The 24,681-nt window shown below is 68.7% G+C and carries 28 protein-coding genes and 2 pseudogenes; 12 read left to right on the top strand and 18 right to left on the bottom strand.

The features are described 5' to 3' along the window. Positions 1-103: 103 nt before the first annotated feature. Complete coding sequence (locus LCL61_RS03450) at positions 104-1,081, bottom strand: zinc-binding dehydrogenase (protein ID WP_340685475.1); 978 nt, start codon at positions 1,079-1,081, stop codon at positions 104-106. A 59-nt stretch (positions 1,082-1,140) separates the two neighbouring features. Between LCL61_RS03450 and LCL61_RS03445 the strand changes: the two genes are divergently transcribed. The 3 genes from LCL61_RS03445 to LCL61_RS03435 are packed head-to-tail and all read left to right on the top strand — an operon-like array spanning position 1,141 to position 2,188. Then, positions 1,141-1,344, top strand: coding sequence for a hypothetical protein (locus LCL61_RS03445; RefSeq protein ID WP_340685474.1), 204 nt, complete (start codon positions 1,141-1,143; stop codon positions 1,342-1,344). An 11-nt stretch (positions 1,345-1,355) separates the two neighbouring features. After that, the gene (locus LCL61_RS03440) at positions 1,356-1,835 is read left to right on the top strand and encodes a ribonuclease domain-containing protein (protein WP_340685473.1); all 480 of its coding nucleotides are present in this window, start codon (positions 1,356-1,358) and stop codon (positions 1,833-1,835) included. Next, entirely contained in the window at positions 1,832-2,188 is a 357-nt protein-coding gene (locus LCL61_RS03435) for a barstar family protein (protein WP_340685472.1), read from the top strand. The genes LCL61_RS03440 and LCL61_RS03435 overlap by 4 nt, the downstream gene beginning before the upstream one ends. Here the strand turns inward: LCL61_RS03435 and LCL61_RS03430 are convergent. From LCL61_RS03430 to LCL61_RS03390, 10 genes are all read right to left on the bottom strand, one after another. Next, a complete protein-coding gene (locus LCL61_RS03430; protein ID WP_340685471.1) occupies positions 2,185-2,958 on the bottom strand; it encodes an enoyl-CoA hydratase-related protein in 774 nt (257 codons plus the stop codon). The genes LCL61_RS03435 and LCL61_RS03430 overlap by 4 nt on opposite strands. Before the next feature lie 79 nt (positions 2,959-3,037). Further along, positions 3,038-3,661: a cyclase gene (locus LCL61_RS03425; protein ID WP_340685470.1), complete on the bottom strand. Its 624-nt coding sequence runs from the start codon at positions 3,659-3,661 to the stop codon at positions 3,038-3,040. A gap of 194 nt (positions 3,662-3,855) precedes the next feature. Continuing rightward, positions 3,856-4,593 carry a sirohydrochlorin chelatase gene (locus LCL61_RS03420; protein WP_340685469.1) on the bottom strand — a complete coding sequence of 246 codons (738 nt, stop codon included), beginning with the start codon at positions 4,591-4,593 and terminating at the stop codon, positions 3,856-3,858. After that, complete coding sequence (locus LCL61_RS03415; RefSeq protein WP_340685468.1) at positions 4,590-5,852, bottom strand: sulfate adenylyltransferase subunit 1; 1,263 nt, start codon at positions 5,850-5,852, stop codon at positions 4,590-4,592. Before LCL61_RS03415 ends, LCL61_RS03420 begins: the two co-directional genes overlap by 4 nt. Beyond that, on the bottom strand, positions 5,852-6,772 hold the full coding sequence (cysD, locus tag LCL61_RS03410; RefSeq protein ID WP_340685467.1) for a sulfate adenylyltransferase subunit CysD: 921 nt from the start codon (positions 6,770-6,772) through the stop codon (positions 5,852-5,854). Before cysD ends, LCL61_RS03415 begins: the two co-directional genes overlap by 1 nt. Before the next feature lie 11 nt (positions 6,773-6,783). Beyond that, on the bottom strand, positions 6,784-7,479 hold the full coding sequence (locus tag LCL61_RS03405; RefSeq protein ID WP_192745816.1) for a phosphoadenylyl-sulfate reductase: 696 nt from the start codon (positions 7,477-7,479) through the stop codon (positions 6,784-6,786). After that, on the bottom strand, positions 7,476-7,628 hold the full coding sequence (locus tag LCL61_RS03400) for a hypothetical protein (protein ID WP_007034818.1): 153 nt from the start codon (positions 7,626-7,628) through the stop codon (positions 7,476-7,478). The genes LCL61_RS03405 and LCL61_RS03400 overlap by 4 nt, the downstream gene beginning before the upstream one ends. After that, complete coding sequence (locus LCL61_RS03395; protein ID WP_340685466.1) at positions 7,625-9,319, bottom strand: nitrite/sulfite reductase; 1,695 nt, start codon at positions 9,317-9,319, stop codon at positions 7,625-7,627. The genes LCL61_RS03400 and LCL61_RS03395 overlap by 4 nt, the downstream gene beginning before the upstream one ends. 36 nt (positions 9,320-9,355) lie before the next feature. Further along, positions 9,356-9,442, bottom strand: a complete 87-nt coding sequence (locus LCL61_RS42550) for a putative leader peptide (RefSeq protein WP_360907593.1) — start codon at positions 9,440-9,442, stop codon at positions 9,356-9,358. A 153-nt stretch (positions 9,443-9,595) separates the two neighbouring features. Next, positions 9,596-10,168, bottom strand: a complete 573-nt coding sequence (locus LCL61_RS03390; protein WP_340685465.1) for a TetR/AcrR family transcriptional regulator — start codon at positions 10,166-10,168, stop codon at positions 9,596-9,598. A gap of 83 nt (positions 10,169-10,251) precedes the next feature. Between LCL61_RS03390 and LCL61_RS03385 the strand changes: the two genes are divergently transcribed. From LCL61_RS03385 to hemW, 3 genes are all read left to right on the top strand, one after another. Then, positions 10,252-10,665: a VOC family protein gene (locus tag LCL61_RS03385; RefSeq protein ID WP_340685464.1), complete on the top strand. Its 414-nt coding sequence runs from the start codon at positions 10,252-10,254 to the stop codon at positions 10,663-10,665. A gap of 85 nt (positions 10,666-10,750) precedes the next feature. Continuing rightward, the gene (locus LCL61_RS03380) at positions 10,751-11,107 is read left to right on the top strand and encodes a hypothetical protein (RefSeq protein ID WP_340685463.1); all 357 of its coding nucleotides are present in this window, start codon (positions 10,751-10,753) and stop codon (positions 11,105-11,107) included. A 65-nt stretch (positions 11,108-11,172) separates the two neighbouring features. Continuing rightward, a complete protein-coding gene (hemW, locus tag LCL61_RS03375; RefSeq protein ID WP_340685462.1) occupies positions 11,173-12,387 on the top strand; it encodes a radical SAM family heme chaperone HemW in 1,215 nt (404 codons plus the stop codon). Between the two features lie 444 nt (positions 12,388-12,831). Here the strand turns inward: hemW and LCL61_RS03370 are convergent, their stop codons facing one another. The 6 genes and pseudogenes from LCL61_RS03370 to LCL61_RS42535 all read right to left on the bottom strand — a co-directional run. Beyond that, complete coding sequence (locus LCL61_RS03370) at positions 12,832-13,524, bottom strand: hypothetical protein (protein WP_340685461.1); 693 nt, start codon at positions 13,522-13,524, stop codon at positions 12,832-12,834. After that, positions 13,521-15,323 (bottom strand): carbamoyltransferase family protein, encoded by a 1,803-nt coding sequence (locus LCL61_RS03365; protein WP_340685460.1) that lies wholly within the window; start codon positions 15,321-15,323, stop codon positions 13,521-13,523. The genes LCL61_RS03370 and LCL61_RS03365 overlap by 4 nt, the downstream gene beginning before the upstream one ends. Positions 15,324-15,343: 20 nt before the next feature. Continuing rightward, on the bottom strand, positions 15,344-16,621 hold the full coding sequence (locus LCL61_RS03360; protein WP_340685459.1) for a hypothetical protein: 1,278 nt from the start codon (positions 16,619-16,621) through the stop codon (positions 15,344-15,346). Further along, the gene (locus LCL61_RS42545; RefSeq protein ID WP_425342029.1) at positions 16,618-17,010 is read right to left on the bottom strand and encodes a hypothetical protein; all 393 of its coding nucleotides are present in this window, start codon (positions 17,008-17,010) and stop codon (positions 16,618-16,620) included. The genes LCL61_RS03360 and LCL61_RS42545 overlap by 4 nt, the downstream gene beginning before the upstream one ends. Next, positions 16,987-17,466 (bottom strand): annotated as a pseudogene (locus LCL61_RS42540) (ATP-grasp domain-containing protein); the annotation flags it as partial. The gene LCL61_RS42545 and the pseudogene LCL61_RS42540, both read right to left, overlap by 24 nt. Positions 17,467-17,901: 435 nt before the next feature. Further along, a pseudogene (locus LCL61_RS42535) lies at positions 17,902-18,852 on the bottom strand (glycosyltransferase family 2 protein); the annotation flags it as partial. A gap of 322 nt (positions 18,853-19,174) precedes the next feature. On the opposite strand from LCL61_RS42535, the gene LCL61_RS03350 reads away from it, so the two are divergent. Genes LCL61_RS03350 through LCL61_RS03335 form a run of 4 tightly spaced genes read left to right on the top strand, consistent with a single transcriptional unit; the run spans position 19,175 to position 23,059 of the window. Continuing rightward, complete coding sequence (locus LCL61_RS03350) at positions 19,175-19,900, top strand: hypothetical protein (protein WP_340685457.1); 726 nt, start codon at positions 19,175-19,177, stop codon at positions 19,898-19,900. Continuing rightward, positions 19,900-21,003 carry a hypothetical protein gene (locus LCL61_RS03345; RefSeq protein ID WP_340685456.1) on the top strand — a complete coding sequence of 368 codons (1,104 nt, stop codon included), beginning with the start codon at positions 19,900-19,902 and terminating at the stop codon, positions 21,001-21,003. Before LCL61_RS03350 ends, LCL61_RS03345 begins: the two co-directional genes overlap by 1 nt. Further along, positions 21,000-22,043 carry a GNAT family N-acetyltransferase gene (locus LCL61_RS03340; protein WP_340685455.1) on the top strand — a complete coding sequence of 348 codons (1,044 nt, stop codon included), beginning with the start codon at positions 21,000-21,002 and terminating at the stop codon, positions 22,041-22,043. The genes LCL61_RS03345 and LCL61_RS03340 overlap by 4 nt, the downstream gene beginning before the upstream one ends. Further along, entirely contained in the window at positions 22,037-23,059 is a 1,023-nt protein-coding gene (locus LCL61_RS03335) for a GNAT family N-acetyltransferase (RefSeq protein ID WP_340688480.1), read from the top strand. The genes LCL61_RS03340 and LCL61_RS03335 overlap by 7 nt, the downstream gene beginning before the upstream one ends. A 205-nt stretch (positions 23,060-23,264) precedes the next feature. Here LCL61_RS03335 and LCL61_RS03330 read toward each other — a convergent pair whose 3' ends face one another. Next, entirely contained in the window at positions 23,265-23,939 is a 675-nt protein-coding gene (locus LCL61_RS03330; RefSeq protein ID WP_340685454.1) for a TetR/AcrR family transcriptional regulator, read from the bottom strand. Positions 23,940-24,050: 111 nt separating this feature from the next. Here LCL61_RS03330 and LCL61_RS03325 point away from each other — a divergent pair, with 111 nt between their 5' ends. Both LCL61_RS03325 and LCL61_RS03320 read left to right on the top strand, forming a co-directional pair. Continuing rightward, positions 24,051-24,464 (top strand): SgcJ/EcaC family oxidoreductase, encoded by a 414-nt coding sequence (locus LCL61_RS03325; protein WP_340685453.1) that lies wholly within the window; start codon positions 24,051-24,053, stop codon positions 24,462-24,464. Positions 24,465-24,485: 21 nt separating this feature from the next. Then, on the top strand, positions 24,486-24,647 hold the full coding sequence (locus LCL61_RS03320; protein WP_340685452.1) for a hypothetical protein: 162 nt from the start codon (positions 24,486-24,488) through the stop codon (positions 24,645-24,647). Positions 24,648-24,681 lie beyond the last annotated feature (34 nt).

Here is a 24,681-nt window from a genome sequence, read left to right as displayed (position 1 = left end):
AACGTTCTTGACACTTGACAAGACTGTGAAATGACTGTTTGACCTGCGCGGAACGCGCGGGCGTGCGCCTGTGTGCGCGTTTCATCGTGGCGCGGGGGAGGACTCACCCCTCCGACGACTGCGTGAAGACCACCTTGCCGGAAGTTTCCCCGTCGAGCATGTTCTTAAACCCGGTTTCGGCCTCCGCGAACGGCAGTTCGGCGCCGATCCGCGGACGCACCCCCGTGAGTTCCAGGTAGGCGAGAAGATCGTTCAGTTCGTCCCTGGTCCCCATGGTCGAACCCGCGATACGCAGTTGCAGAAAGAACACGCGCTGCAACTCCGCGTGAGCATCCGGTCCGCTGGTCGAGCCGGAAACGACGATGATCCCGCCCGGTTTGAGCGACTTCACCGAATGCGACCAGGTCGCCTTCCCGACGGTTTCGAAGACGGCGTCGACCCGCTCCGGCAGTCGCGCGCCGGACTCAAAGGTCTGATGTGCGCCCAGATTCTCGGCCAGCGCACGCTTTTCCTCGCTACGCCCGGTCACCCAGACCCGGAACCCGGCCGCGCGCCCGAGTTGGACGAGGGCGGTCGAGACGCCGCCGGAGGCGCCTTGCACGAGCATCGTCTGCCCCGGTCGCAGCCCGGACTTCACGAACAGCATCCGGTACGCGGTCAGCCACGCCGTGCCCATGGTCGCGGCTTCCGCGAAGGTCAGGTTCGACGGCTTCGGCACGACGTTGCGCGCCGGAACCACGACCTGCTCGGCGAAGGTGCCTTGGTACTTCTCGGTGAGCAAGGTGCGCTTCGGGTCGAGAGTGTCGTCGCCCTGCCAGCCCGGGGCGTTGATCACCGAGTGGACGACGACCTCGGTGCCGTCGTCGAGGGTGCCCGCGCCGTCGCAACCCAGGATCATCGGGAATTGCTCGGGTTTGATGCCGACGCCGCGCAACGTCCACAGGTCGTGCATGTTGAGGCTGGCGGCCTTGACGTTGACCCGCACCCAGCCTTCGGGCACGTCGGGCTCGGGTCGCTCGCCGATCACCAGCGAGTCCAGCGGCTTTTCGGCGTTGGGTTCGGATGCGTAGACGGCGAACATGTCAGCAACCTACATGGCCTGACCGGCGGTGGCAGTGGGTGCGAGCGTAGGCTCACATCGTGTTCAACGGGCTCGCAGACTGGTGGGACGGCGTCGAGCTGTGGCTCGCGCAGGCCCCGTTTCCCGTGCAGTTCGTACTGGTCATGGCGGTCGTCGTGCCGCTGTGCCTGGTCGCGGCCTGGGTGCTCGACTCGGTGTTCGGAAAGGTCGCCCGGCTCTTCGGCACGGCCCGCGATGCGAACGACCCCGACCGGCCGTCCTAAGCTGGCACACCATGTTCAACCGTAGGCGGATCACCGCCGCCCTGATCGGCCTGATCGTGCTGGTGCTCGCAGGCTGGTTCGTCAAGGACGGCATCAGTGGTGACGACACGAAGAGCGCTCCGGCGAGTTCGTCCGCTTCGGCCGCGCCTTCGGGCGACGCCGCGGCGAGCCAGGCGAAGGGCAAGGTCGCGGGCGCGGAGTCGGGTCTCCCGGTCAAACCGCTCACCGGACTTCCCCCGCAGGCGTCCGACACCTGGAAGCTCATCCAGGCGGGTGGGCCGTACCCGTACCCGCGCAACGACGATGTCACCTTCCAGAACCGGGAGAAGGTCCTGCCCGCCAAGGGGTCCGGCTACTACCGGGAGTACACGGTCAAGACGCCGGGCAGCCCCGATCGCGGGGCCAGGCGACTGGTGACCGGTAGCGGCAAGGAGCTGTACTACACCGACGACCACTACAAATCCTTCGTCGTAGTGGATCCCAGTCGATGAGCGCGGGCAAGGAAGCGGCGGACAAGGCGTTCGCCCGCGGTGCGTATCCGCATCTGATCGACGGCGCGCGGACGGTCGACAAGGACACGACGCTCGACGCGATCGCGGAGGCGCTGTCGTTCCCTGATTACTTCGGGAAGAATCTCGACGCGCTCTACGACTGCCTCACCGACCTGTCGTGGCTCCCGGTCGGCGAGCACGTGCTGATCTGGTCCGGTTCCTCGGGCCTCAGGGAGCGCGATCCCAAGGCATACCTGGCCGTCCGCAGCGTGCTTTCCGACGCGCAGCGGGCGCTGGGGCCCTCCGGTGACCGGAAGGACTCCCGGCGCCTCACTGTCGTCTTGCCGGATTAGGCCTCCGGGACCCAGTTCGGCTTGCGCTTCTGCGCGAAGGCCGTGATGCCCTCCTGGCCTTCTTCGCTCGCGAAGAAGCCGGCGGAAAGCTTGTTCATGGCCTCGAAGCCTTCGGACGGTGTCGCCGGGCGAGGCTTGCTGAGCAGTTCCTTCGTGGCCGCGAGCGCCTTCGGTCCGCCGAGGGCGAGTGCCTTGACGTAGCGGGCGACCTCGCCGTCGAGTTCGTCGGCGGGGACGGCGGAGTTCAACAGGCCGATCTCGACGGCGCGTTTCGCGTCGAAGGTGTCACCGGTCAAGAAGAGCTCGTGCGCGGCGCGGGCGTTGAGCCGCGGCAGCACGGTGAGCGAGATGACGGCGGGCACGACGCCGATCCGCACCTCGGAAAAGGCGAAGGTCGCTTCGTGAACGGCCACGGCGATGTCGGTCGCGGCCACCATGCCGATACCGCCCGCCCGCGCGGGGCCCGCCAGCTTGGCCACGACAGGTTTGGGGCTGGTCCACAGCTGCTCGAGGATCTTCGGGAACTCGTTGACGCCCTGGGCGCCCGCACCGGCGCCGCGGGCCTCCTTGAGATCCATTCCCGCGCAGAACACCGGACCGGTGTGGGTGAGCACGATGACCCGCACCGCGTCGTCCGCCCGTGCCTTGTCCAGCGATTCGCTCAGTTCACGCCGCAGCTGGGCAGAGAGCGCGTTGCGGTTGTGCGGGGAGTCCAAGGTGATCGTGGCGGTGCCGCCCACCACGTCGTAGTGCACCAGTTCGTCAGCCATGCCCCACCTTCGCATGGGCGAAGACAGGCCGGGCAGTGGCCTGCGCCACCATCTCCACCGACGGTGGCGCAGGCACTGGTCAGCCGATCGTCGTCGTGGTGAAGGTCGGGCTCGGGTTCGGGAAACAGGCGGTCGGGGCGGAGACGTCGAAACCGGCGCTGACCACGGCGGTGAACGTCAGGCCCGGGTCGCTGTAGCTGGTCCCGCCCAGTTTCGTCTCGATGGTGCCGGACGAGCCCGCGGTGAGGTGCGCGGTCACGGTCGGCAGTTCGAACGTCGAGCCGCCCGCGATCGGGCCGGGGAAGCTCAGCGTCGCGACGCTGCCGGAGACGGTGATCTTCGGCGGGGTCGAGCCGATGCCGGAGCCGCCGGCGAGGTCGGCGCCCACCCAGGTCGAGTTCGCCGGGATCGGGATCTTCAGTGAGAAGTCCTTGATGTTCTTGACCTGGTAGCCGCTGACTTCGGCCGGGACCGTGTTCGGCGCCGGATCGATGACGACGTCGAGCGCGGCGCCGGGGGCGACCGTGGCCGGAGCGGTGACGTCGGCGTCCTGGTTCAGCTTGAGGTACTTGTTGCCGACGAGCGGCGGCTTCGCCTCGCAGTCGAAGACGACGGTGGTCGCCGCGGAAGCCGGTGCGGCGAGCCCGACGAGCGGGACGAGCACGGCCGAGGCGCAGACCAGGGCACGGATGGCAGCCTTCATGTTCCACCTACCTGGGGGTTCGAGGGGGAGAGAGGGAGCTGCGCAGCGTTTAGAGAGTTACCGGCAAGTTAAGTAACTCGTCAAGAAATCTCCGTTCCCATACGCGGGGTGTCACGGAACTGGGAACGGAACCCACCGAAAATCGGTATCAAGCGCCCGAACGGGACGCGCCGCTCTACTGTGCCGATGAATGATCAGGCGGCGAGCCGGGAGGCGGCGACGTCGTAGCGGTCCAGGACGAGCCCGGCGATCCGCGGATCCGGCCCCAGCGGCCCGGCGACGATCACCGACGGATCGGCTTCGCGGGCCAGTCGCGCGATCCGGTCCGGCAGCAGCCCTGGCGCGAGGAACCAGCCCGCGACCGCGAGCCGCTGTGCGCCGTTGAGGCGCAGCCGTGCGATGGCGGCGGGCACGTCCGGCTGCGCGGCGCTGGCGAAGGCGGGCGTCGCGAGCAATCCGCGGCGCAGGTGCCAGCGGGTGGTGATCCCGGCGACCGCGTCGTTCGCCGCGACGTTCGACGAGCCGACGCCCGCCAGCAGGACACCCAGCCCGGGGTCGTCGAGCTCGGCACCCGCCTCGGTGAGCCGGTCCAGCGCGACCGTCTCGATGAGCGGATCGATCCCCAGCACCCCGGAAACCCGCACGTCGAGGCCCGGGCAGTCCGCGGTCACCTCGGCGACGAGCGCGGGCAGGTCGACCCGGGCGTGGTACGCGACGCCGAGCAGCAGGGGCACCACGACGACCTCGCGATGTCCCTCGGCGTAGAGGCCGCGCAGGGCGTCGGTGAGCAACGGCTCCGAAAGATCCAAAAAGGACTCGCGGATATCGAGGCCCGGCGCCAGCCCACGGGAGACGTCGAGCAGGGCGCGGATGGTCGCGGCGGACCGCGTGTCGCGGCTGCCGTGGGCGACGGCGAGCAGGGGTGGGGTCATGCGAACCTTTCGCCGACGAGTCCGGCCGCCAGTGTATCGCCGTCCTTCGGGTCGATGACCAGGAAAGCGCCCGTCCGCGGGCTGACGCCGTAGTCGTCGACGCCGATCTCCTCCGCCAGCCGGAGCGTGACCCGGCCGATGTCGTTGAGTTCCAACGTGCCCGGGTCGTCCACACTGGACAAGGTCTGCTCGTCGAACCGTGCGTGGAGCTCGCCGACGAGGGCCTGCACCGTCCGCGTCCCGTGCTTCACCAGCACCCGCGCGCCCGGTTTCAGCGCCTTGGCCGAGAGCCAGCACAACGTCGCGGTGATCTCGTCGGTCACCGTCGGCTGCCGGTCGGCGGCGGCGATCAGGTCGCCTCGCGAGATGTCGACATCGTCGGTGAGCAACAGGGTCACCGAGGTACCGGCGCCGGCTTCGGCGAGCGGCCCGTCGGCGGTGTCGATGCCCTCCACCCGGCTGCGGATTCCCTGCGGAAGCACGACGATCTCGTCACCGGGCCGGACTGTGCCCGCCGCGATCTGCCCCGCGTACCCGCGGTAGTCGGGGTGGTCGGCAGTGCGCGGCCGGATCACGTACTGCACCGGGAAGCGGAACGCCGAATCGTGCGGATCCGGCGCCACCGGCACGGTTTCCAGGTGCTCCAGCAGGGTCGGGCCGGAGTACCACGGGGTCTTCGCCGACTTCTCCGCCACGTTGTCGCCCACCAGCGCCGAAACCGGCACCGCGAGCACGGAGCCCCGTTCGTAGCCCAGGGACGCGGCGTGCTCGGCGAACTCCTCGGCGATCACGGTGAACGTCGCTTCGTCGTAGCCGACGAGGTCGATCTTGTTGACCGCCAGCACCAGGTTCGGGACGCCGAGCAGGGCGAGTACGGCGGCGTGACGGCGGGTCTGCTCGATGACGCCCTTGCGCGCGTCGACCAGCAGCACGGCGAGCTGCGCGGTCGATGCCCCGGTCACCGTGTTCCGCGTGTACTGCACGTGGCCGGGCGTGTCCGCGAGCACGAAACTGCGCCTGGGCGTCGCGAAGTACCGGTACGCCACGTCGATCGTGATGCCCTGCTCGCGTTCCGAGCGCAGGCCGTCCACGAGCAGGGAGAGGTCCGGAGTGGACAGTCCTTTGTCGACACTGGCGCGGGTGACCGCGTCCAGCTGGTCGGCGAGGACGGATTTGGTGTCGTACAGGAGCCGCCCGACCAGGGTCGACTTCCCGTCGTCCACGCTGCCCGCGGTCGCGAGCCTGAGGAGGCTGGACATCAGAAGTACCCTTCCCGCTTGCGGTCTTCCATCGCCGCCTCCGACATCCGGTCGTCGGCGCGGGTGGCGCCGCGCTCGGTGAGCCGGGAGGCCGAAACCTCGGCGATGACCTCGTCCACCGTGGCGGCGGTCGATTCGATGGCGCCCGTGCACGAACCGTCGCCGACGGTCCGGTAGCGCACGGTCAGTTCCTTGACGACCTCGTCCGGCCGCGGCCCGCCCCATGGGCCTTCGGCCAGCCACATGCCGTCGCGCTGATAGACCTCGCGCCGGTGCGCGTAGTAGATCGACGGCAGCTCGACCTTCTCCCGCGCGATATAGTTCCAGACGTCCGCCTCGGTCCAGTTGGACAGCGGGAAGACGCGGACCTGCTCGCCTGGACGGTGACGGCCGTTGTAGAGGTTCCACAGTTCGGGGCGCTGCCGTCGCGGCTCCCACTGGCCGAAAGCGTTGCGCAGACTGAAGATCCGCTCCTTGGCGCGAGCGCGCTCCTCGTCGCGGCGCCCGCCGCCGAAGACCGCGTCGAACTTGTTCTCGGCGATCGTGTCGAGCAGCGGCGTGGTCTGCAGCGGGTTGCGCATCCCGTCGGCGCGCTCTTCGAGCCTGCCGTCGTCGATCCAGTCCTGGACCTTCGCCACCACCAGCCGCAGCCCGTGCCGCTCGACGACGCGGTCGCGGAAGTCGATGACCTCGTCGAAGTTGTGCCCGGTGTCCACGTGCAGCAACGGGAACGGCACCGGAGCGGGCCAGAACGCCTTGATCGCCAGGTGCAGCAGGAGCGTCGAGTCCTTGCCGCCGGAGAACAGGATCACCGGCCGGTCGAACTCACCCGCCACCTCGCGGAAGATGTGGATGGCCTCGGATTCCAGTGCGGCGAGGTTGTCCTGCGCCGCATCTGTGGCCGGTTCGAGCGTGGTCATTTCGTCCCTTCTCACCCGTGGAGGCCGCATTCGGTCTTGCCCTGCCCGGCCCAGCGGCCGCTGCGCGGGTCCTGGCCCGGGGCGACCTTGGCGGTGCACGGCGCGCAGCCGATCGACAGATAACCGATGGACACCAACGGGTTCTCGAGAATCCCGTGCTCGTCGATGTAGTCCCTGAACTCGTCGTCGGACCACGGCGCGATCGGGTTGATCTTCACCAGCCCGTTGCGGTCGTCCCAGGTGACGATGGGGGTGTTCGCGCGGGTCGGCGCGTCGACGCGGCGGACGCCGGTCACCCACGCCGAGTACTTCGCGAGCGTGTTCCGCAGCGGCACGACCTTGCGCAGGTGACAGCACTGGTTCGGGTCGCGCTCGTGCAGCTTCGGGCCGTACTCGGCGTCCTGTTCGGCGACGCTCTGTTCGGCCTCTGCGTTGACTATCCGCACGCCCGGGTACACCGCCTGCACCGCGTCACGGGTGCCGATGGTCTCCGGGAAGTGGTAGCCGGTCTGCAGGAACAGCACGTCGACGTCGGGTTTGACCTGGGTGGCCAGATCGATGAGGACGGCGTCCTGCATGTTGGAGGCGACGATGAAGTCGTCACCGAAGGTCTCCGCGGTCCAGCGCAGGGCTTCGGTCGCGGTCGCCTCCGCGAGCTCCTTCGAAGCCCGTTCGGCGAGCGTCTTGTAGTCGGCAGTGGCGGTCATCCTTGCGACACCTCCGGAAAGGACAGTCCGAGGAACTTCACGGTGAAGACCCGGCGGCAGCCCGAGCACAGCCACGAGCCGCCCTCTTCCGGCCGCAGGTCTTCATCGCCACAGAAAGGGCAGTGGTACGGAGTCGCGCGCTCGGTCACTGCAAGACGCTCTCGTCGGCCCGCAGGACCCACTGGGCGAACCGCTCGCCGGGTTCGCGTCCGGCGATGTACGCCCGCACGACCCGTTCGACGTACGCGGTCAGCTCCGACGCGGTCACTTTGTGCCCGCGCAGTTTCCGGCCGAACCCGGCGTCCAGGCCGAGCCCGCCGCCGAGGTGCACCTGGAAACCCTCGACCTGCTTGCCGTCCTCGTCGGTGACGATCTGGCCCTTGAGTCCGATGTCGGCGGTCTGGACGCGGGCGCACGAGTTGGGGCAGCCGTTGAGGTGCACGGTCACCGGGTTCTCGATCTCTGCCTGGATGTCGGCGAGACGCTTTTCCAGTTCGGTGACCAGTTCGATCGCGCGGGCCTTGGTCTCGACGATCGCGAGTTTGCAGAATTCCAGGCCGGTGCAGGCCATGATCCCGCGGCGCCACGGCGAAGGCTCGGTCTCCAAGCCGAGATCGGCCAGTTCGCTCTTCAGCCCGTTCACCTCGGCCTCGGGGACGTCGAGGACCACGAGCTTCTGGTGCGGGGTCAAGCGGACACGATTCGACCCGGCCCGCTCGGCGGCCTTCGCGACGGCCAGCAGGATCGCGCCGGACACGCGGCCCGCGACCGGCGCGGCACCGACATAGAACTTCCCGTCGATCTGCGGGTGCACGCCGACGTGGTCGATCTGGGCGGCGGGCACCTCGGGTGCCGGGCCGTCGGTCAGCTTGCGCTTGAGGTACTCGTCTTCCAGAACCTGGCGGAACTTCGCGGCGCCCCAGTCCTTCACCAGGAACTTGATCCGGGCGCGGGCGCGGAGCCGCCGGTAGCCGTAGTCGCGGAAGACGCTGATCACGCCTTCCCACACGTCGGGGACCTCGTCGAGGGACACCCAGGCGCCCAGCCGCTGCCCGATCATCGGGTTGGTGGACAGCCCGCCACCGACCCAGACGTCGAAGCCGGGGCCGTGCTCGGGGTGGTTCACGCCGACGAAGGCGACGTCGTTGATTTCGTGCGCGACGTCCTGCTGCCCGGAGACCGCGGTCTTGAACTTGCGCGGCAGGTTCGAGTAGCGCGGGTCGCCGATGTAGCGGCGTTTGATCTCGTCGATCGCCGGGGTGCCGTCGATGATCTCGTCGGCGGCGATGCCCGCGACGGGGGAGCCGAGGATGACGCGCGGGCTGTCGCCGCACGCCTCCAGCGTGGTCATCCCGGCCTTTTCGAGCTTCGCCCAGATCGTCGGGACGTCTTCGATCTGGATCCAGTGGTACTGGATGTTCTGCCGGTCGGTGATGTCGGCGGTGTCGCGCGCGTGGGTCTGCGAGATCTCGCCGAGCACGGCGAGCTGGTCGGTGGTCAGCGCGCCGCCGTCGAGCCGCACCCGCAGCATGAAGTAGCGGTCGTCGAGCTCTTCGGGTTCCAGCGTCGCGGTGCGGCCGCCGTCGATCCCCGGCTTGCGCTGGGTATAGAGACCGAACCAGCGAAACCGGCCGCGGAGGTCACCCGGGTCGATCGAATCGAAGCCGCCGCGGGCGTAGATGTTCTCGATCCGCGCACGGACGTTGAGCGGGTTGTCGTCCTTCTTGGACCGCTCATTGGGGTTCAGGGGTTCGCGATACCCCAGGGCCCACTGCCCCTCGCCCCGTTTCTGTTTCACCCGGGGCGTGCGGGCAGGGGTCTCGCGCGTGGGCGACGACATGGGAGTCCTCCGGCAGATCGTGGTGGTGGCGGGGAGTCAGCGGTTCGTCGCACAGAGCGCGCTCGCCACACGACGGAGATCCACGTGGCGGCGTGCCACGAGGGTGATTCCGGCGCGGGTCATTGATTCAGCGTGCCACGCGCCCACTATGTGGTCCAGGCCGGTCCGAATACTGGGAACCCCGTCCGGATCCGGCTGTTTTTGCTGGTCAAAGGCCTGACACGAAGGTCAAGTCCGGGTTCGCCGACGGGCATTGTGACGCAGAACGCGCGCTCCTCACGACGGCAGGACGCGGTCCACGATGATCCGGATGACGTCCTCGTCGGCGACGTCCGCGAGCACCTCCGGCAGGGTGAGCCGTTCCACGGTGAGCCCGGTCAGCGCGAGGTACATCAGCAGTACTTCGGCGCGCCCGCCCGGCATGCCTGCCGCGACGTGCCAGTCGACGCTCATGTCGATGCCTTCGCGGATGGTCTTGGTCAGCGCGGCCGAGAGATCCGGGCGCCGGGTGGCTTCGAGGCGGAGTTCGAGCAGGGCGAGATAGGGCTCGCGGTGAGCGGTCAGGCGGCCCATGAGCTCGCCCAGTAGGACGCCGACCCGGTCGTGGGACGGCGACTCGGCCTGCGGGTTCGCCATCACGTCCGCCGGTGCCGACAGCCGCTCGTGCACGCGGACGCCGACCTCGCCGAGCAGTTGATCCCGGTTGCGGAAGTAGTTCGACGTCGTTCCCGGCGGGACGTCCGCTTCGACGTCCACGGCGCGGTAGGTGAGCCCGCGCGCGCCCTCGCGGGCGAGGACGGTGATGGCGGCGTCGGTCAGCGCGGTCCTGCGTTCCGGGTTCTGTCGCATCGGGACATTCTCCTTGCCTCAGTCAAACCACTATGTTTATAGTACTACGGGTCAAGTGGTTTAGAACTGGGAGGAAACACCAGATGCAACTCAGCGGTTTCGGTGCCTGTGTGCTCGTCGACGACATCGCCGAGACCACCGCCTGGTGGAAGCGGCACATGCAATTGACGGTGACGATCGAGCTCGACTGGTTCTCCAGCCTCAACGTCGGGGTCCCCGGCTACGAAATGAGCTTCGCCAAGCGCGGTCACAAGGCCACGCCGGAGCCGTGGCGGGCGCAGGAAGCGGCCGGCTCCATGGTCGGTTTCATGGTCGACGACGCGGCGGCCGAATACGAGCGGCTGCGCGAAGAGGGGGTCAAGATCGTCACCGAGCTCGTGGACGAGGAGTTCGGCCAGCGGCACTTCTACATCGAGGACCTCAACGGCTTTCTGATCGACATCATCGAGGCGATCCCGCCGTCGCCGGAATGGCTGGCCGCGAACGGGTTGGCCTAGTACCGCTTCGGGTGAGTGAGGCCGCGCGAGGCCGCTGTCGCCGCTAGCTTCGGTCTCCGATCCACAGAGGACGGAGGAGTTGCGCATGCGCCGATGGGTGGTCGCCGCGATGGTGCTGGCGTCCCTGCTGATCCCGGGTACCGCTTCCGGGGCTCAGCAGGGGTGCAGGCTGATCTCGCCTGACGAAGGGGCGGTGCTGCACAAGGGTGATTCGTACCGGTTCGAGGCGGTCGGCTGCTCGCCGAACGTCCGGGGACATCTGGCCCATACGGTGCTGGTCGAGGTCGCCATGAGCCGCGACGTCGTCGCGGACGACCACGGCGACTGGTCGGTGGACCACGTGGTCAACGACTACTCGCTGAGCATGGAGACCCTCGTCTGGGTGCGGTTCGACGACGGCACCCGCTCCACGTCGGTCAAGGTGCGCATCGCCGACAGATAGCGCGTCGGAGTGAAGGCCTCTTTCCCCCGGGAAGGAGGCCTTCACGGCGTGGGGGACACTGGGGTGTGCCCGCGTTGCTGCCCGAAACCACCACGCCCGTCGAGTCCGCGCTCCCCGAGAGCGCGCTGGAAGGGCTCGGCACACGACCGTTCGGTGTCTACGTGCACGTCCCCTTCTGCGCGACCCGCTGCGGCTATTGCGACTTCAACACCTACACCGCCGGTGAGCTGGACAGCGGTTCGTCGCCGCAGTCCTGGCTCGAAGGCCTCAAGCGCGAGTTCGACCTGGCCGCGCGCGTGCTGGGGAAGCCGCCCGCGGTCGACACCGTCTTCGTCGGCGGCGGTACCCCGTCCCTGCTCGGCGCCGACGGGCTCAGAAGCGTTCTCGACGCCGTCCGGGACACCTTCGGGCTCGCGCCGGACGCCGAGGTGACGACGGAGTCCAATCCCGAGTCCACCTCGCCCGAGTTCTTCGCGGGTATCCGTGACGCCGGGTACAACCGGATCTCGCTCGGGATGCAATCGGCCGCGCAGCACGTGCTGAAGATCCTCGACCGGGTGCACACCGCGGGCCGTCCGGTCGCGGCCGCCGAAGAGGCCCGCGCCGCGGGGTTCGAGCACGTCAACCTCGACGTCATCTACGGCACGCCGGGGGAGCGGACCGAAGATCTCCAGGCTTCCCTGGACGCGGTCCTGGCCGCCGGTGTCGACCACGTCTCGGCGTACGCCCTGATCGTCGAAGAGGGCACCGCGCTCGCCCGCCGCATCCGCCGCGGCGAACTGCCCGCGCCGGACGACGACGTGCTGGCGGCCGACTACGAGATGATCGACCGCGTCCTCGCCTCGGCGGGGCTGCGCTGGTACGAGGTGTCCAACTGGGCGACCTCGGAGGAAGCCCGCTGCCGGCACAACATCGGCTACTGGCGCGGCGGCGACTGGTGGGGCGCCGGGCCAGGCGCGCACAGCCACGTCGGCGGCGTCCGGTGGTGGAACGTCAAGCACCCGGCCCGCTACGCCGCGTCCCTCGCGGACGGGGAATCGCCTGCCGCGGGCCGCGAACTGCTGACCGGCGAGGACCGGCATCTGGAACGCGTGATGCTGGAACTCCGGCTGTCCGAAGGGCTGCCGCTCGACGCGCTCGACGACGACGGCCGGGCCGAAGCCCGCGCCGCCGCCACCGAAGGACTGCTGGACCAGTCCGCTTTGGACGGTCAGGGACGCGCGGTGCTGACCGACCGGGGGCGGTTGCTGGCGGACGGTCTGGTGCGCCGGCTCACCTGAGCGGTGGGGCAGGCCTGTTGCGACACGCCACCTTTGACTTACGAGTTATTGAGAGGTGGGGGCAATGTGTCGTGGTCGAGTCCCTGCGGTGAAGGGCCCTTTGCCGAAAAGTGGGAGAGGCGGTCTTCGTGGTGTGGTTCTGGACTGGCCGGCAGGAGTTGGCTGTGTCTTGAGCGTCCACAAGGGACACATGTCGGCGGTAGAATGTCTGTTTGTTGACTAGATGTGCGGTTTCGATGAGGGTCGTGAGTGGCAAGTAGCGTTCTGACCCTCCTTGTCACTCACGACCGCTTTGCGAAGCCATGCAAATCGCCTAAATCGGGCACTTTCACCGGGAAAAGTGTCCTTTATGGCCAGATATGAACGTGTCGGGTCTCTTTGGCGAGTCCAACTCCGGCGCGCCACGTATGTCTTACCCGTCAATAGAGCCCGACACGCGCCGACTCACGTGAGCCCCAGTGCCCGGTCCACCCACCGGCCCACCGGCAGCGCCACCACGATCGCCGCCAGCACCAGGTGCACCAGCATGAACATCACCGCGACCGGAACGCTCGGCGGTCCGCCGAGGAACACGATCATGTGCGACGCCCACTTCAGCTCGGTCGGTTTCGTCCCGGCGGCCCAGACGTCGTTGAGCGCCCAGAACGTCAGGTCGTTCGCGCCCGAGATGACCACGAGGATCGCCGCGATCCCGGTCTTGAGCACGTTCGCCGTCCGGCCGCCGCCCAGCCGGTACGCCATCAGTCCGAACAGGACGATGAACGTCACGATGAACAGTTCGAACTGGTACACCGGCTGGAAGGCGTCCTCGTCGGTGGCGGCGTTCCTGGCGAACGCCTGGATCCGCATGATCAGCTCGGTGTCCAAATAGGACATATAGACGAACACCGCGAGCACGATCAGCGCCGGACCCCATTTGGTGCGCGGGAAGAGCGCCACCGTGGCGACCGCGAACACGAACGGGCACAGCTTGAACGCCCAGTCGACGACGTTGTCCAGCGTCTGGTCCGGCGGCAGGATCACCATGATCAGCAGCGTGGTCACCACGGCCGGAACGGCGGGCACCAGCCACAGCCATTTCCGCCGCCGGTAGAGCGCGGGAATCCAGCCGTCGGTGTCGGGCAGTGTCGCGGTCACAGGTCGTCCTTCTCTGCCCAGAACGGCCCGAGGGCGAGCGCGTCGACGTCGGTCTTGAGGTAGCAGGCCACCGCGTCGGCCGGGCTGGCGACGATCGGTTCGTTGTTGTCGTTGAACGAGGTGTTGACCACCATCGGCACCCCGGTGATCTTCTCGAACTCGCTGATCATCCGGTAGTACAGCGGGTTGTCCGATTCGGTCACCGTCTGCACGCGGGCCGTCCCGTCGACGTGGGTGATGGCCGGGACCTCGTCGCGTTTGTCCGGCAGGACGTCGAACACCAGCAGCATCACCGGCGACGGGTAGTCGCTGACGAACCAGTCGCCCGCGCGTTCCGCCAGGCACGACGGCGCGAACGGCCGGAAGGCCTCGCGGTGCTTGACCTTCTCGTTCATCCGCGTCTTCGAATCGGGGTCGCGCGGGTCGGCCACCAGCGAGCGGTTGCCGAGCGCACGCGGCCCGCATTCCATCCGGCCCTGCACCCAGCCGATGATCTTGCCCTCGGAGATCTTCTTCGCCGTGTGCGCGGCGATGTCGTCGACCTTGGTGTAGCGGACCCCGGCGTCCTGCAGCGCCAGTTCCATCTCCGCCTCGGTGTAGTCCGGGCCGGTGTAGGTGTAGCCGTCACGAGGACGCGGCTTGCCGTACTTGCCGACCGACACCTCCAGCGCCGAACCGAGTGCGCAGCCGTCGTCGGCGGCCGCGGGCTGGGCGAAGAAGTCCTCGAACGGGGTCTCCAGCAGGATCCGCCCGTTCATCACGCTGTTCAGCGCGACACCGCCCGCGACGCACAGCCGGCGCGACCCGGTTTCCCGCTGCAGCCAGCGCGCGATGTGCAGTCCGGCTTCCTCCAGGGTGACCTGCAACGCGTAGGCGACGTCGCAGTAGTGCTGCGGCACCGGGTTCTCCGCGGTGACCCTGGTCTTGGGCCGCGCCGGGCCGAACAGGTCGGTGAACTTCTTCGACATCACGTGCTTGCCGGTGCGGTGGTGGCCGAAGAAGCTCAGATCGAGCTCGTATCCGCCGTCGTCGTCGAGGTGGATCAGCTGTTTGAACGCGTCGACGTAGGTGGCGTCGCCGAGCGGCGCCAGCCCCATGATCTTGCCTTCGTCACGGGTGGGGTAGAAGCCGAGGTAGCCGGTGACGCCGGCGTACATCGCGCCCAGCGAGTGCGGGAACTTGATCCGCCGGATGTCGATGATCCGGTTTCCCTTGCCATGGCCGAGATAGGTCGCGGTGCCGTCGCTGCCGATACCGTCGAAGGTGAGCACCGCCGACTCTTCCCACGGCGAGATGAAGTACCCGCTGGCGGCGTGCGCCTTGTGGTGGTCGACCAGATGCGTCTTGAACTTCGTCGGGCCGGTCCAGCCCACGGCCTCCTTCACGTCGCGTTCGAGGGTGAAGGACCGCTTGATGTGCGCGAGCACCGCGCCGCCGACGTGGTAGTCGTCGACGCCTTTGCCGCCACCGGTCTTGAACGTCTCCACCATTCCCGCCGAGGAGCCGCCCTCGTCACCGTTCTGGTTGCGGAAGACCTCCAGCGTCGCCGGGAAGTACTTCGCGAACACCTTCGCCGCGTGGATGCCTTCGCGCCAGCGCTGCCAGTAGTAGGCGACGTGGTCGACGTCGGCGAGGGTGATCCCGCCGCGCTCCAGGCAGAACTTGATCGCCTCCGCGGGGAAGTCCCCGTCGTGCTTCTTCCGGGTGAAGCGTTCTTCTTCGGCGAACGCGATGATCTCGCCGTCGCGCACGAGCGCGGCCGCCGAGTCGTGGACCCTGCTGATTCCCAGTACGTACATTTCCTTCTCCAGTGCGACGTTCAGAGTTCGGGGTGGTGGCGGCGCAGCAGCCGCCGGAGGACGATCGCCCGCGCGCCGATCGCGAAGACGAGTGCGGCGAACCCGCCGACCGGCCCCATCGCCGGCACGAGCGCGGCGGCGGCCGACGGGGTGGCGAGCAGACCGGCGATCGACGCCGACGCGGTGAGCGTGAGGACCTTGCTGTTGGTGTTCTCGATCAGGAAGCCCGCGTAGAGCTGGACAGCGAACAACACCGTCTCGACCAGGACGAAGACACCGAGGACCACGTACGCGCCGACGGTGTCTTCAGCGGTCAGCACCGGGCGGGCCACCGGGATCACGAAGGCGAGGCCCACCAGGACGAGGAACGCGAGCGAGCCCCGTTCGACCAGCTTCAGCAGTGCGACCGCGCGGGCCCTGCCCGCCGCCGCCCCGCTTCCGCGCAGCCGCGCCGAAATCGACGGCTGGTGCACCCGGAGCTGATAGAACAGCAGCGAGCAGAACGCGCTGCCGGCCAGCAAGGCGACGTAGAACGGTCCACTGTCGACGGTCCGGCCCGCCAGTGCCAGCACCCCGAACACCGTCGACGTCGCGAGGACGTCCAGCACCTCGGTCATCCCGAGCAGCACGGTGGTCCGGCCGAACGCGGGCAGGAGCCGGTGTCCCTCGATCCGTTGGACGCGCAGCCACTTCCTCGGCAGCAGCGCCGCGGAGAAACCGAGGATGAGCAGGATCCCGCCGAGCAGCAGGCCGAGGTGGGTCAACGGCGGCCAGCGGACGAACCAGGTGCCCACCGTCACGGCGCCGACCACCAGTGCTCCCGCGGTGAACGCCAGAGCGTCCAAAGTGGACCTACCGGTGAAGCGGTGCAGGCCGGAGACCGTCATCAGGAGGCCACCGGAGATCGACCAGCCCGCGGCCGTCAGGTACAGCGCGGCGTCCGAGTCCGGTGCGACGATCAGCGCGACCGCCATCGCCGCCAGGACCACCAGAACCGGGACGACGGCGACGCGGACGGCCAGCGCCGCGACCGCGTCCCGCGTAATCCGCAGCCGGGGCAGGCATTTCAACGCCGACTTCTCCGCCGCGGACGGCACGAAGTTGAGCCAGGTCATCAGCCCGAGCGCGGTGGCGAACCGGCCGTAGTCGTGCGCACCCCACGCGGTGACCAGCACCAGGCCCATCGCCTGGATCGCCAGCCGGAAGACGCCACGCCCGGCGAGCAGCCGGAGCACCATCGACCGCTTCGGCGCCGCGATCGACGCGGTGCCGGCACCGGTGAGCGAGGTTCCGGTCAAGGGAGCGGTACCGCCATTCCCTGCTCGTCGAGCAGGAACTTCAGCGTGCCACGCAACTCGTCCTCCGCCGCGAGCACCTCGGGCACGGTCGGCGCGGAAAGCACGGCGTACCCCATCTTGTAGCCCGCCTGCTCGTACGGTTTGACGTAGGAGTCCTGCTCCGCGAACAGTTCCAGGTTGTGCACCGCGGGCATGGCGCGGACCTCGTCGACGCCTTCGATGCGCACGATCCGGCCGCCGCGGTCGGAGGCGAGGATGTGGATGAGCGTCGGTCGCGGGGCGCGCGGCGAGAGCACGACCTCACCGCCGGTCGCGGCGGCGATCCCCGCGGCGATCAGGTCGACGCCGGTGCTGTGCTCGATCGCCTCGGCCAGGCCGTTCCCGCCCATCCGGGCGCCCATCTCGATCAGGTAGAACTTCCCGTCACGGCCGAGTACCGCGTCGAGCGTCAGCGGCCCGGTGCGGTAACCGAGTTCGGCGCACAACGCGGCCAGCATCACCGGCAGCGCGCGGTCGACCACCGGCGGCAGCCCGGCGGGCAACAGGTGGGACGCCGTCACGAAGAACGGCGGCGGGGTCAGCGTGCGGCGGGTGACCGCGTGGAACACGATCCGGCCGTCGACCACGAGCGCTTCGATCGTGTAGTGCGAGCCGTCGAGATGTTCCTCGACGACCAGCTTGCCGGACGGTGAGAACGCGAGCGAGTCGGAGAAAGCGGTGGTCAGGCCGCCGGGGCTCGCGCACGAGACGACACCGCGGCTGCCGGAGGAGTCGACCGGTTTCACCAGCGTGGGAAACCGCAGCTGCTGCGCGGCGAGCGCGAGATCCGGGCCCGGTTTCCCGCCGACACTCCGGTAAGTCGGCAGGCGCAGCCTGTCACAGAGTTCGCGGAAGACGGACTTGTCGACCGAAGCGGCGACGGCGGCCTCGGGCAGCGGGTCCGGCAGGCCCCAGTGCCGGGTGAGCCAGGCGAGCGCGGGCAGCCCGACGTCACTGGCCGGACAGAGCACCCCGGCGATGTCGTCCCGTCCTTCGAGTGCCGCCGCGATCTGCTCCGGCGCGCGGACGCTGACCTGGACGAACTCGTCGGCCAGCGCCACGGCGGGCGCGCTCGTGCGGACGTCCACGCAGATGGTGCGGAAACCGAGTTCCCGCGCCCGGTGGTACGTGCTGACCGAACCGTCGGCGCCGCCCAGGATCACCAGGCTCCGTGCGGCCGCCGTGTCTTCGGTTTTCTTCACTCCCGCTTGCCTTTCCCCAGGATGGATCTCGGCCATGGCCGAGGCGTAGAGCCGGTCGTCCTCGTCGACCGGGAAGTTGGCTTCCCTGATGTAGAACTGCCGTGGCCGCGGCTGTCCGGCGCCGACCACGACCAGGTAGCGGACGGTCAACGCGAGCACCGTGAGCAGTACGGAGAACAGGACGAACGTCAGCGCCGACGCGGCGGTCAGTCCGAGAAGCCCGGTGGCGGCCGCGATCCCGGCGAGTACCGAGACCCCGGCGGTCAGCATCGCCGTGCTCGAAGCCACCGTCGTCAGCCGCCGGGTGAATCCGACGAACAGCTCGATGGCGTGCGAGGAAAGGAAACCGAAGCCCACTTTGGACTCACCGCGCTCACGGGCCCGGTGTGCCACCTGGACGGTGGTGTAGCGGCTGGTCAGTCTCGGCACGGTGGCGAGGAAGTACGGGGTGCCCAGCCGGAGATCGACGATCTTGCGCGCGAGCTCCGTGCGCACCAGGCGGAACGCCGTCGCGCCGGGCGGGATCTCGATGCGCAGCACGCGGCGGCCGAGGAAATGGAAGGCGGCGGTACCCCAGCGTCTTGGTAAGGGATCTTGCCTATTGGTGCGAACACCGAAAACGGCGTCGTTGCCCGCCTCGGCGGCGGTGATCAATTTCCCCGCTTCGGAGGCTGGGAACTGCTGGTCGGCGTCGATGTGCAGGAGCCACGGTTTCCCCGCGTACCGATAACCGGCGGAAAAGGCCGCCTCGAAGCCGAAGTTCCTGGTGAAGGACACGTACCGCACCCGGGGGTCGGTGTGCGCGAGTGCCCGGATGACGTCCAGCGTCCCGTCGGTACTCCCATCGTCCACATAGAGCAGTTCGAGTGGGAGATTTCCCAACTCGGCGACGATCTCCTGATAGGAGGGCTCGACGTTGTCGACTTCGTTGAAGCACGGGACGACTACGGTGAGTCCGCTTTCCGCGGGGCCGGGGGCCGGCCAGCTCATCTGTCGTATCCCTGCGGTGAGTGCGCTATCGTGTTCGTAGCGTCACGCGTTGTGTTTTCACGGTTCATGAGTCCCCTTGGCCCCAGGCGTCCGGCAGGTCGTGCCGGCTCGAAAGTTCCCGTGTTATAGGCAGACTCGCTTTGTTCCCGCCAGCGGAATCCGCAAGTTCGTCCTTTCAGCTCAGTCGAAAAGGTGGGAAGTCGGCCGAAAACCGGATGAACCCGGCGCGGGGTATTCCCAAACCGGCGTCGATGACGCAGGCTTGCGCGCCATGTGGACTGTGGGGGTGAATGCTGCCTGGCGGGCTGCCTACCGGCGGTCCGTGCGGTCGGCCTTCGCGACGGTGCCGTTCTACCGGGAGCGCTGGGCACTCGACGGCAGAACGGATCCCGTGCTGGTGCCCGGTCGCACCGGGACGGATTCCGGCGCGGCGCCGCTGGCCGAGGCGGTGCACAAGATCGTCGACCTGGTACCGCTCGCCGGTGGCACCCAACGGATCGAGCCGAGCCGTGGGCTGGGTCCCGTGCTGCGTAAGGCACGTTCGGTGACCGGAGACGCACTGGTCGTCGTGCTCGGCGGGGACGAGGCGCGGGCACCGGTGGACCTTCCGCGTGGAGTTCGTTGCTGCGTGGTGGATCCTGACGTACCGGCGCCGAGTGTCCTGGCGGAACTGTCGTCCCACCTCCGTCGCGGTCGCCGCGTGCTCGCGGTCGGTGACGACAAGCAGCTCGCCGTCTTCGCGGCGGCGCTGCCCGAAGACCGTGCGTACCGGGTCGAATCCGTACCGCGACGAGAACTGGACACAATGGACTCCGGCCCGTACGGAGTGCTCCACGATCCGGCGCTGGGCTACCTGGGCGCGATCGAGGAATGCGGCCGATGGCACCTCGACTGGCCCCGCGTCTACGCGCGCGCGACGCCGGGCGGTCTCGCGTTCACACTGCTGCGGCAGGATTCCCCGCGGTTCGTGGACGTGCTCCCGGCGGGCGGCGTCCGTGGTGAGATCGCGCCGTGCCCGCGACACGGGACACCGGTCGTGCTCACGTGATGGGGACCATGAAGGTGGCGGCACGGAGCACCACGTTCGAGGTCGAGGTGCTCGATCCGCGAAGCGCGGCCGAACCCGAAGGCTGGAGCGGGTTCCTGCGGCGGGCGCGGTTGTGGCCGGTGTGGGAGTACGAGGTCCTGCGCAGGGAAGCCTGGATGGCGAAGAACCCCGCGGTACTCGCGGTGCTCCGCCGGAACGGGACGATCGTCGGCGCGTTCACCGTGATGGTGTGCCGGAGCTGGCGAGCGGGTGAGTTCGCGCCGCTGTCCGTCCTGGGTGGGCGGTTCCGCCCTCGCTGGGCGGAGGCCTACCTCTGGCAGCTCAGCGGGTATCCCGCCGGGGTGCTCGACGAGCGACTGGACGAGACCGAGCGGCGGGAAGTGGTCCGCCGGTTCGAACGGGCACTGTGCGCCCACCTCGGCCCGGGACTGCTGGGCTTGATCTACCGTGCGATGAATCCGGAACTCCTTCCGGCGCTGGAAGGCCGCGGTCGGATGACCCGCGAGATCGACCCGGCCGCCGTATTGACCAACGACTACTCCACTGTGGACGACTGGGAACGGTCGCTCGACGACGGGATCCGCAAGACACTGCACGAACTGCGTGAAGATGGGGACCTGCGCACCGAGGCGGAGTCGGCCCGCCGGGACCTGGACTGCCACGAACTCGCCGTGCTGCTCAACGCCCACCGCTCCAGGCAGGACGATCGCGCCTGGGCCGGAGGACAGCGGTCAAGGTTCGGCGGACTGCACATGGACACCCGCAGCCCGATCGCACCGTCCTATCTGGACGCGCTCATCCGTCGTCCGGACGTCATCACCCGTACCTACCGCGACGGATCCGGGCGCCTGCTGGGATTCGGCACGGTGTTCGACGCCGAAGGCGGCTGCGCGCTGCACCAGTGGGCCGCGCTGCCGAGCGCGGGAGGCGGACGAAAAGGGCTCTATGTCGACTTTTACGCCAGGGGAGTGGAGCACATGATCACGCATCGGCGCCCCGAACTGACCGCCGGCCGTGCGATGCTGGAGAACAAGACCCCGCTCGGCTTCGGCACCAGGTCCCTGGTGTCGGTCGCCGTGCCGAGACCGGTGCTGGGCCGATGACCTGGGAAGTGCGGGTGCTCGACCCGCGGATCGATCCGGAACCCGAGGACTGGGCGGGATTCCTCGCCGCGCAGCAGGCCCCGGTCCCGTGGGACTACGGATTGCTGCGGGTGGAGTCGCGTTTTTCCCCCAGCCCGAACGTGCTCACCGTGATCAGGGACGGGGGTGAGATCGTCGCCGCGGTACTGGCGATGCTGTGCGCCCCGGTCTCCCCGGATCGTCCCGGCGCCGTGCGCGGCGTGGCGCGGCTCGGGCCGCGTTGGGCCGAGGTGCAGCACGCGTGGCTTTCCGGATACCCGCCGTGGCTGTTCGCGGACGGTGTCGACGTCGCCGACCGGCGGGAGATCATGCGCCGGTTCGAGCGCGCCGTGTGCCGCTTCACCGGGCCGGGGTGCCTGGGCGTCCTCTACCGGACCGTCGAGCCTGAGTCGCTCGACATGCTGACCGGCCGGGGCAGGCCCGTGCGCGACACGATGCCGACGTCGGTGCTGGAGAACCGGTTCGTCGACGTCGACGGATGGCTGGCGTCCCTGCGCCGGAGCAGGCGGCTGAGCCTGCGCGGTCAGTCGAAGAAGATCGCCGCCGACCCGGACGTGATCGTCCGCACCGAGGCCGCCCGCACCGACCTCGACGCGCTGGAGCTGGCCACCATGCTGCGGGAGCATCGTGAACGGATGGGACCGGTGAAGTTCGACCGGCGCGGTCCGGTCACCGCCGAATACCTCGGGGAACTCGTGCGCAGGCCGGACGTGATCACCTCGACCTACCATGACGGCGAGGGCAGGCTGCTCGCGTTCACCAACGTGCTCGACCATCCCGTCGCGCCGCTGCACCAGCATTGGGCCGCGCTGGCCCCGGAGGAGGGACGGCCGAAGCACCTCTACTTCGAGGCTGTCGTGCGGAACGTGCGCTACATGATCGACGGCAACCGGAAGTCGCTGTCGATGGGCCGGGGGCTGACCGAGCTCAAGGCGACACTCGGTTTCCAGCCGGTCCCGCTGCTCGGGGTCATCGTGCCGAGGCCGGTGACGCGCTGGTGATCGACGTGCTGGACCCGCGCCGTGATCCGGAGCCCGCGTACTGGAAATCGCTGCGGGCCAAGGCCGGTCTGCGGGCGGACTGGAGCTGGGAGGTGCTCACCACCCAGGCGTGGGCGGCGCGCACCGAGCAGCCGGTCACGGTCCTGCTCGAAGACGGGGAACCGCGGGGCGTGGTCAGCTCCGCTTGGGTCACCGGACTCACCCGGCGGCACCGGTTCGCCCGGCCGATGGGACGCGGTCGGTTCGGCGGGCTCGACGTGCGGTCCCCCGGCTCGGGGGCGATGCCGGGCTGGTGGTTCGACGGCGCGGACGGGGACGGCGGCGTCGGCATGCTGCTGGACTCGTTCGTCCCGGCCATGCGCGCGGAACTCGGTTTCGGCCTGCGCGCGCTGCTGGTGCGCCAGGTCGGTGAGTCCGGAGTGGACAGTGTCCGCGGCGGGCTGAAGATGGTGCGGCGGACCGAGGACGTCGCGATCCTCGACGTCTCGCCGTTCTCGAGCCGGGACGACTGGATGAACTCGCTGGCCAGGAAACGCAAACAGAACCTGCGCAAGATCTTCCGGACCTTCGATGCCGACCCGTCGATCGAGGTGCGCGTGCGGCCGGGTGCCGAGGCCGATCCGGTCGAGATCGCGGAACTGCTGCGGCACAACGAATCCAAACACCACGACGTGCCGATCGTGCCGCTCCCGGCGTTCGTGGGGTACGTGGGTGCCCTCCTGCGACAGCCGGACGTGCACGTCATCGAATACCGTGAGACGGCGACGGGCCGGGCGATCGCCGTCGCGACCCTTCTCGACCACCCGGCGTTGCCGATCGCCCGCCACTGGGCGGCGCTGCCGCCGGAACTCGGCGGGCGGCCCAATCTGTACTTCCACTTCTACGGCGAAACGGTGCGGTGGGCGGTGGAAACCGGGCGGCCGCAGGTGGTGTTCGGGAAGAAGATGTCGGAGATGAAGGCTTCGCTGGGGGCGCATCTGGTGCCGCAGTACGCGGCCGCGGTCGCGCTGCTCTGAGCTCGCCCGACCGCCGCGCGTGATCCGGCGGACGACACGCGTGACTGGATGGACGACACGCCCGGGGCCGAGGCTCCGCCGCGAGTCGTCCGGTCGATCACGTGTGTCGTCCATCCAGACACGCGAAACCGCCGCCCGCGCCCGGCCGACCCGACCGACGCTCACCTGGGCACGCCGTCCTTTCGCAACACGTCGCCACGTCAGATCATGAGGCGGCGGAGGCCAAGCCGCGCAAGAAGAGGTCGATGGCGAACTCGAACCGTTCCTGCGCGGTCTCCGCGGTGAAGTATTCACCCGAAGCCAGTAGGTTCGGAAAGGCGCCGGGCGGGAACGACGTCATGTATTCGACCATTCGCTTGCCGCGTTCCTCCTGGTCGGCCAGGTCGATGTCGCCGTGTTGCCAGCCGGCGCCTTCGTAGGCGAAAGCCTTGGCGTAGAGCCATAACGCGTCGGCGGCGAACAGGGCCCGCTTGAGGTCGAGGCCGCCCGCACGCAGCACCGCGAGCATCGCTTCGGCCTGCTGCAGGGCGTTCGCGCCGACCGGGACGGGGATGGCCCACGCGATCTTGGCGATCCCCGGAACCGACGTCAGCGCGCGCACGTTGTCGCGCAACAGGTCTTTCGCCTGTTCGACCCATCGCCGCGGATCGGGTTCCGGGAACGGGCCGAAGGCGAGGACGTGGTCGACCATCAGCTCGTGGAGCTCTTCCTTGTTCGCGACGTGGGCGTAGAGCGACGCCGGGCCGGTCTCCAGCGCCTGGGCCACGCGCCGCATGCTCACCGCCTCCAGCCCCTCGGCGGCGAGGAGATCCAGTGCCGTCTTCACCACGAGCTCCTGGGACAGCACGGGTTTCTCGGCGCGACGCCGGGGCCTGCTCACTTCGTTCGCCTCCTGATCCGGGGTTCGCGGGAACTCTACTTGACGCGAACACCGTTCGCTTGTAGAACGGTGTTCGTCTAACGAACGCCGTTCGTCCAATGGGAGGAAGTCATGACGGAACGACAGGCCGAAGTCCTGGCCGTACTGGGCAAGCTCGCCGACGCGTGGAACGACGGCGACGCGGCCGCGTACGCGTCGCTCTTCACCGAAGACGCCGATTACGTGACCTTTTTCGGAATGAACATGCCTGGCCGCGCGATGATCGAAAGCGCGCACCGGTCCTTGTTCGAGGGGCCGCTCAAGGGATCGAAGCTGGTGGCGGGCGGTCGCGAGCCCAAGGTGCGGTTCATCCGGCCGGACGTCGCGATCGTCGTGTCCGGCGGCGGATCGTCGCTGTCCGACGACAAGCCGGAACCTGGCCGCGAGTCGACGCTGACGTACGTGCTCGTGGAGGAGCCCGATGGCTGGCGCGTCGCGTCCTTCCAGAACACCCGGGTGAGCGATCCGGCCGCGAGGGCTTCGTGAAGCTCCTGGTCGAGGTGTCCGGTGTGTGGTCCCGGCGCCGATCGCCGAACGGATGCCGAGCGTCATTTCCTCGCCCGGCTGGGTGACTGGTGGTATCGCGGTGAGTACACCGTCGAGGAGGCCCCGGCCGGTGCCGGGGTGACCCGCCGGGTGTACGACGTCGGCGAGGCTTTGATCGGATGATGGGAGACCTCGCCCGGCCCGACGGCGAAAGGCG

The organism is Amycolatopsis coloradensis, assembly GCF_037997115.1.
GTDB classification, from domain to species: Bacteria; Actinomycetota; Actinomycetes; order Mycobacteriales; family Pseudonocardiaceae; genus Amycolatopsis; species Amycolatopsis coloradensis_A.
Note: the sequence above shows the minus strand (reverse complement) of the source record. Positions and strands in the feature narration are given on the sequence as shown.

Bases quoted from the DNA above. Each gene is read 5' to 3' on its own strand.
- LCL61_RS03450 (WP_340685475.1), bottom strand. From the start codon at position 1,081: ATGTTCGCCGTCTACGCATCCGAACCCAACGCCGAAAAGCCGCTGGAC.
- LCL61_RS03440 (WP_340685473.1), top strand. From the start codon at position 1,356: ATGTTCAACCGTAGGCGGATCACCGCCGCCCTGATCGGCCTGATCGTG.
- LCL61_RS03435 (WP_340685472.1), top strand. From the start codon at position 1,832: ATGAGCGCGGGCAAGGAAGCGGCGGACAAGGCGTTCGCCCGCGGTGCG.
- LCL61_RS03430 (WP_340685471.1), bottom strand. From the start codon at position 2,958: ATGGCTGACGAACTGGTGCACTACGACGTGGTGGGCGGCACCGCCACG.
- LCL61_RS03425 (WP_340685470.1), bottom strand. From the start codon at position 3,661: ATGAAGGCTGCCATCCGTGCCCTGGTCTGCGCCTCGGCCGTGCTCGTC.
- LCL61_RS03420 (WP_340685469.1), bottom strand. From the start codon at position 4,593: ATGACCCCACCCCTGCTCGCCGTCGCCCACGGCAGCCGCGACACGCGG.
- LCL61_RS03415 (WP_340685468.1), bottom strand. From the start codon at position 5,852: ATGTCCAGCCTCCTCAGGCTCGCGACCGCGGGCAGCGTGGACGACGGG.
- cysD (WP_340685467.1), bottom strand. From the start codon at position 6,772: ATGACCACGCTCGAACCGGCCACAGATGCGGCGCAGGACAACCTCGCC.
- LCL61_RS03405 (WP_192745816.1), bottom strand. From the start codon at position 7,479: ATGACCGCCACTGCCGACTACAAGACGCTCGCCGAACGGGCTTCGAAG.
- LCL61_RS03395 (WP_340685466.1), bottom strand. From the start codon at position 9,319: ATGTCGTCGCCCACGCGCGAGACCCCTGCCCGCACGCCCCGGGTGAAA.
- LCL61_RS42550 (WP_360907593.1), bottom strand. From the start codon at position 9,442: ATGACCCGCGCCGGAATCACCCTCGTGGCACGCCGCCACGTGGATCTC.
- LCL61_RS03390 (WP_340685465.1), bottom strand. From the start codon at position 10,168: ATGCGACAGAACCCGGAACGCAGGACCGCGCTGACCGACGCCGCCATC.
- LCL61_RS03385 (WP_340685464.1), top strand. From the start codon at position 10,252: ATGCAACTCAGCGGTTTCGGTGCCTGTGTGCTCGTCGACGACATCGCC.
- LCL61_RS03380 (WP_340685463.1), top strand. From the start codon at position 10,751: ATGCGCCGATGGGTGGTCGCCGCGATGGTGCTGGCGTCCCTGCTGATC.
- LCL61_RS03365 (WP_340685460.1), bottom strand. From the start codon at position 15,323: ATGTACGTACTGGGAATCAGCAGGGTCCACGACTCGGCGGCCGCGCTC.
- LCL61_RS42545 (WP_425342029.1), bottom strand. From the start codon at position 17,010: ATGGGCGGGAACGGCCTGGCCGAGGCGATCGAGCACAGCACCGGCGTC.
- LCL61_RS03345 (WP_340685456.1), top strand. From the start codon at position 19,900: ATGGGGACCATGAAGGTGGCGGCACGGAGCACCACGTTCGAGGTCGAG.
- LCL61_RS03340 (WP_340685455.1), top strand. From the start codon at position 21,000: ATGACCTGGGAAGTGCGGGTGCTCGACCCGCGGATCGATCCGGAACCC.
- LCL61_RS03325 (WP_340685453.1), top strand. From the start codon at position 24,051: ATGACGGAACGACAGGCCGAAGTCCTGGCCGTACTGGGCAAGCTCGCC.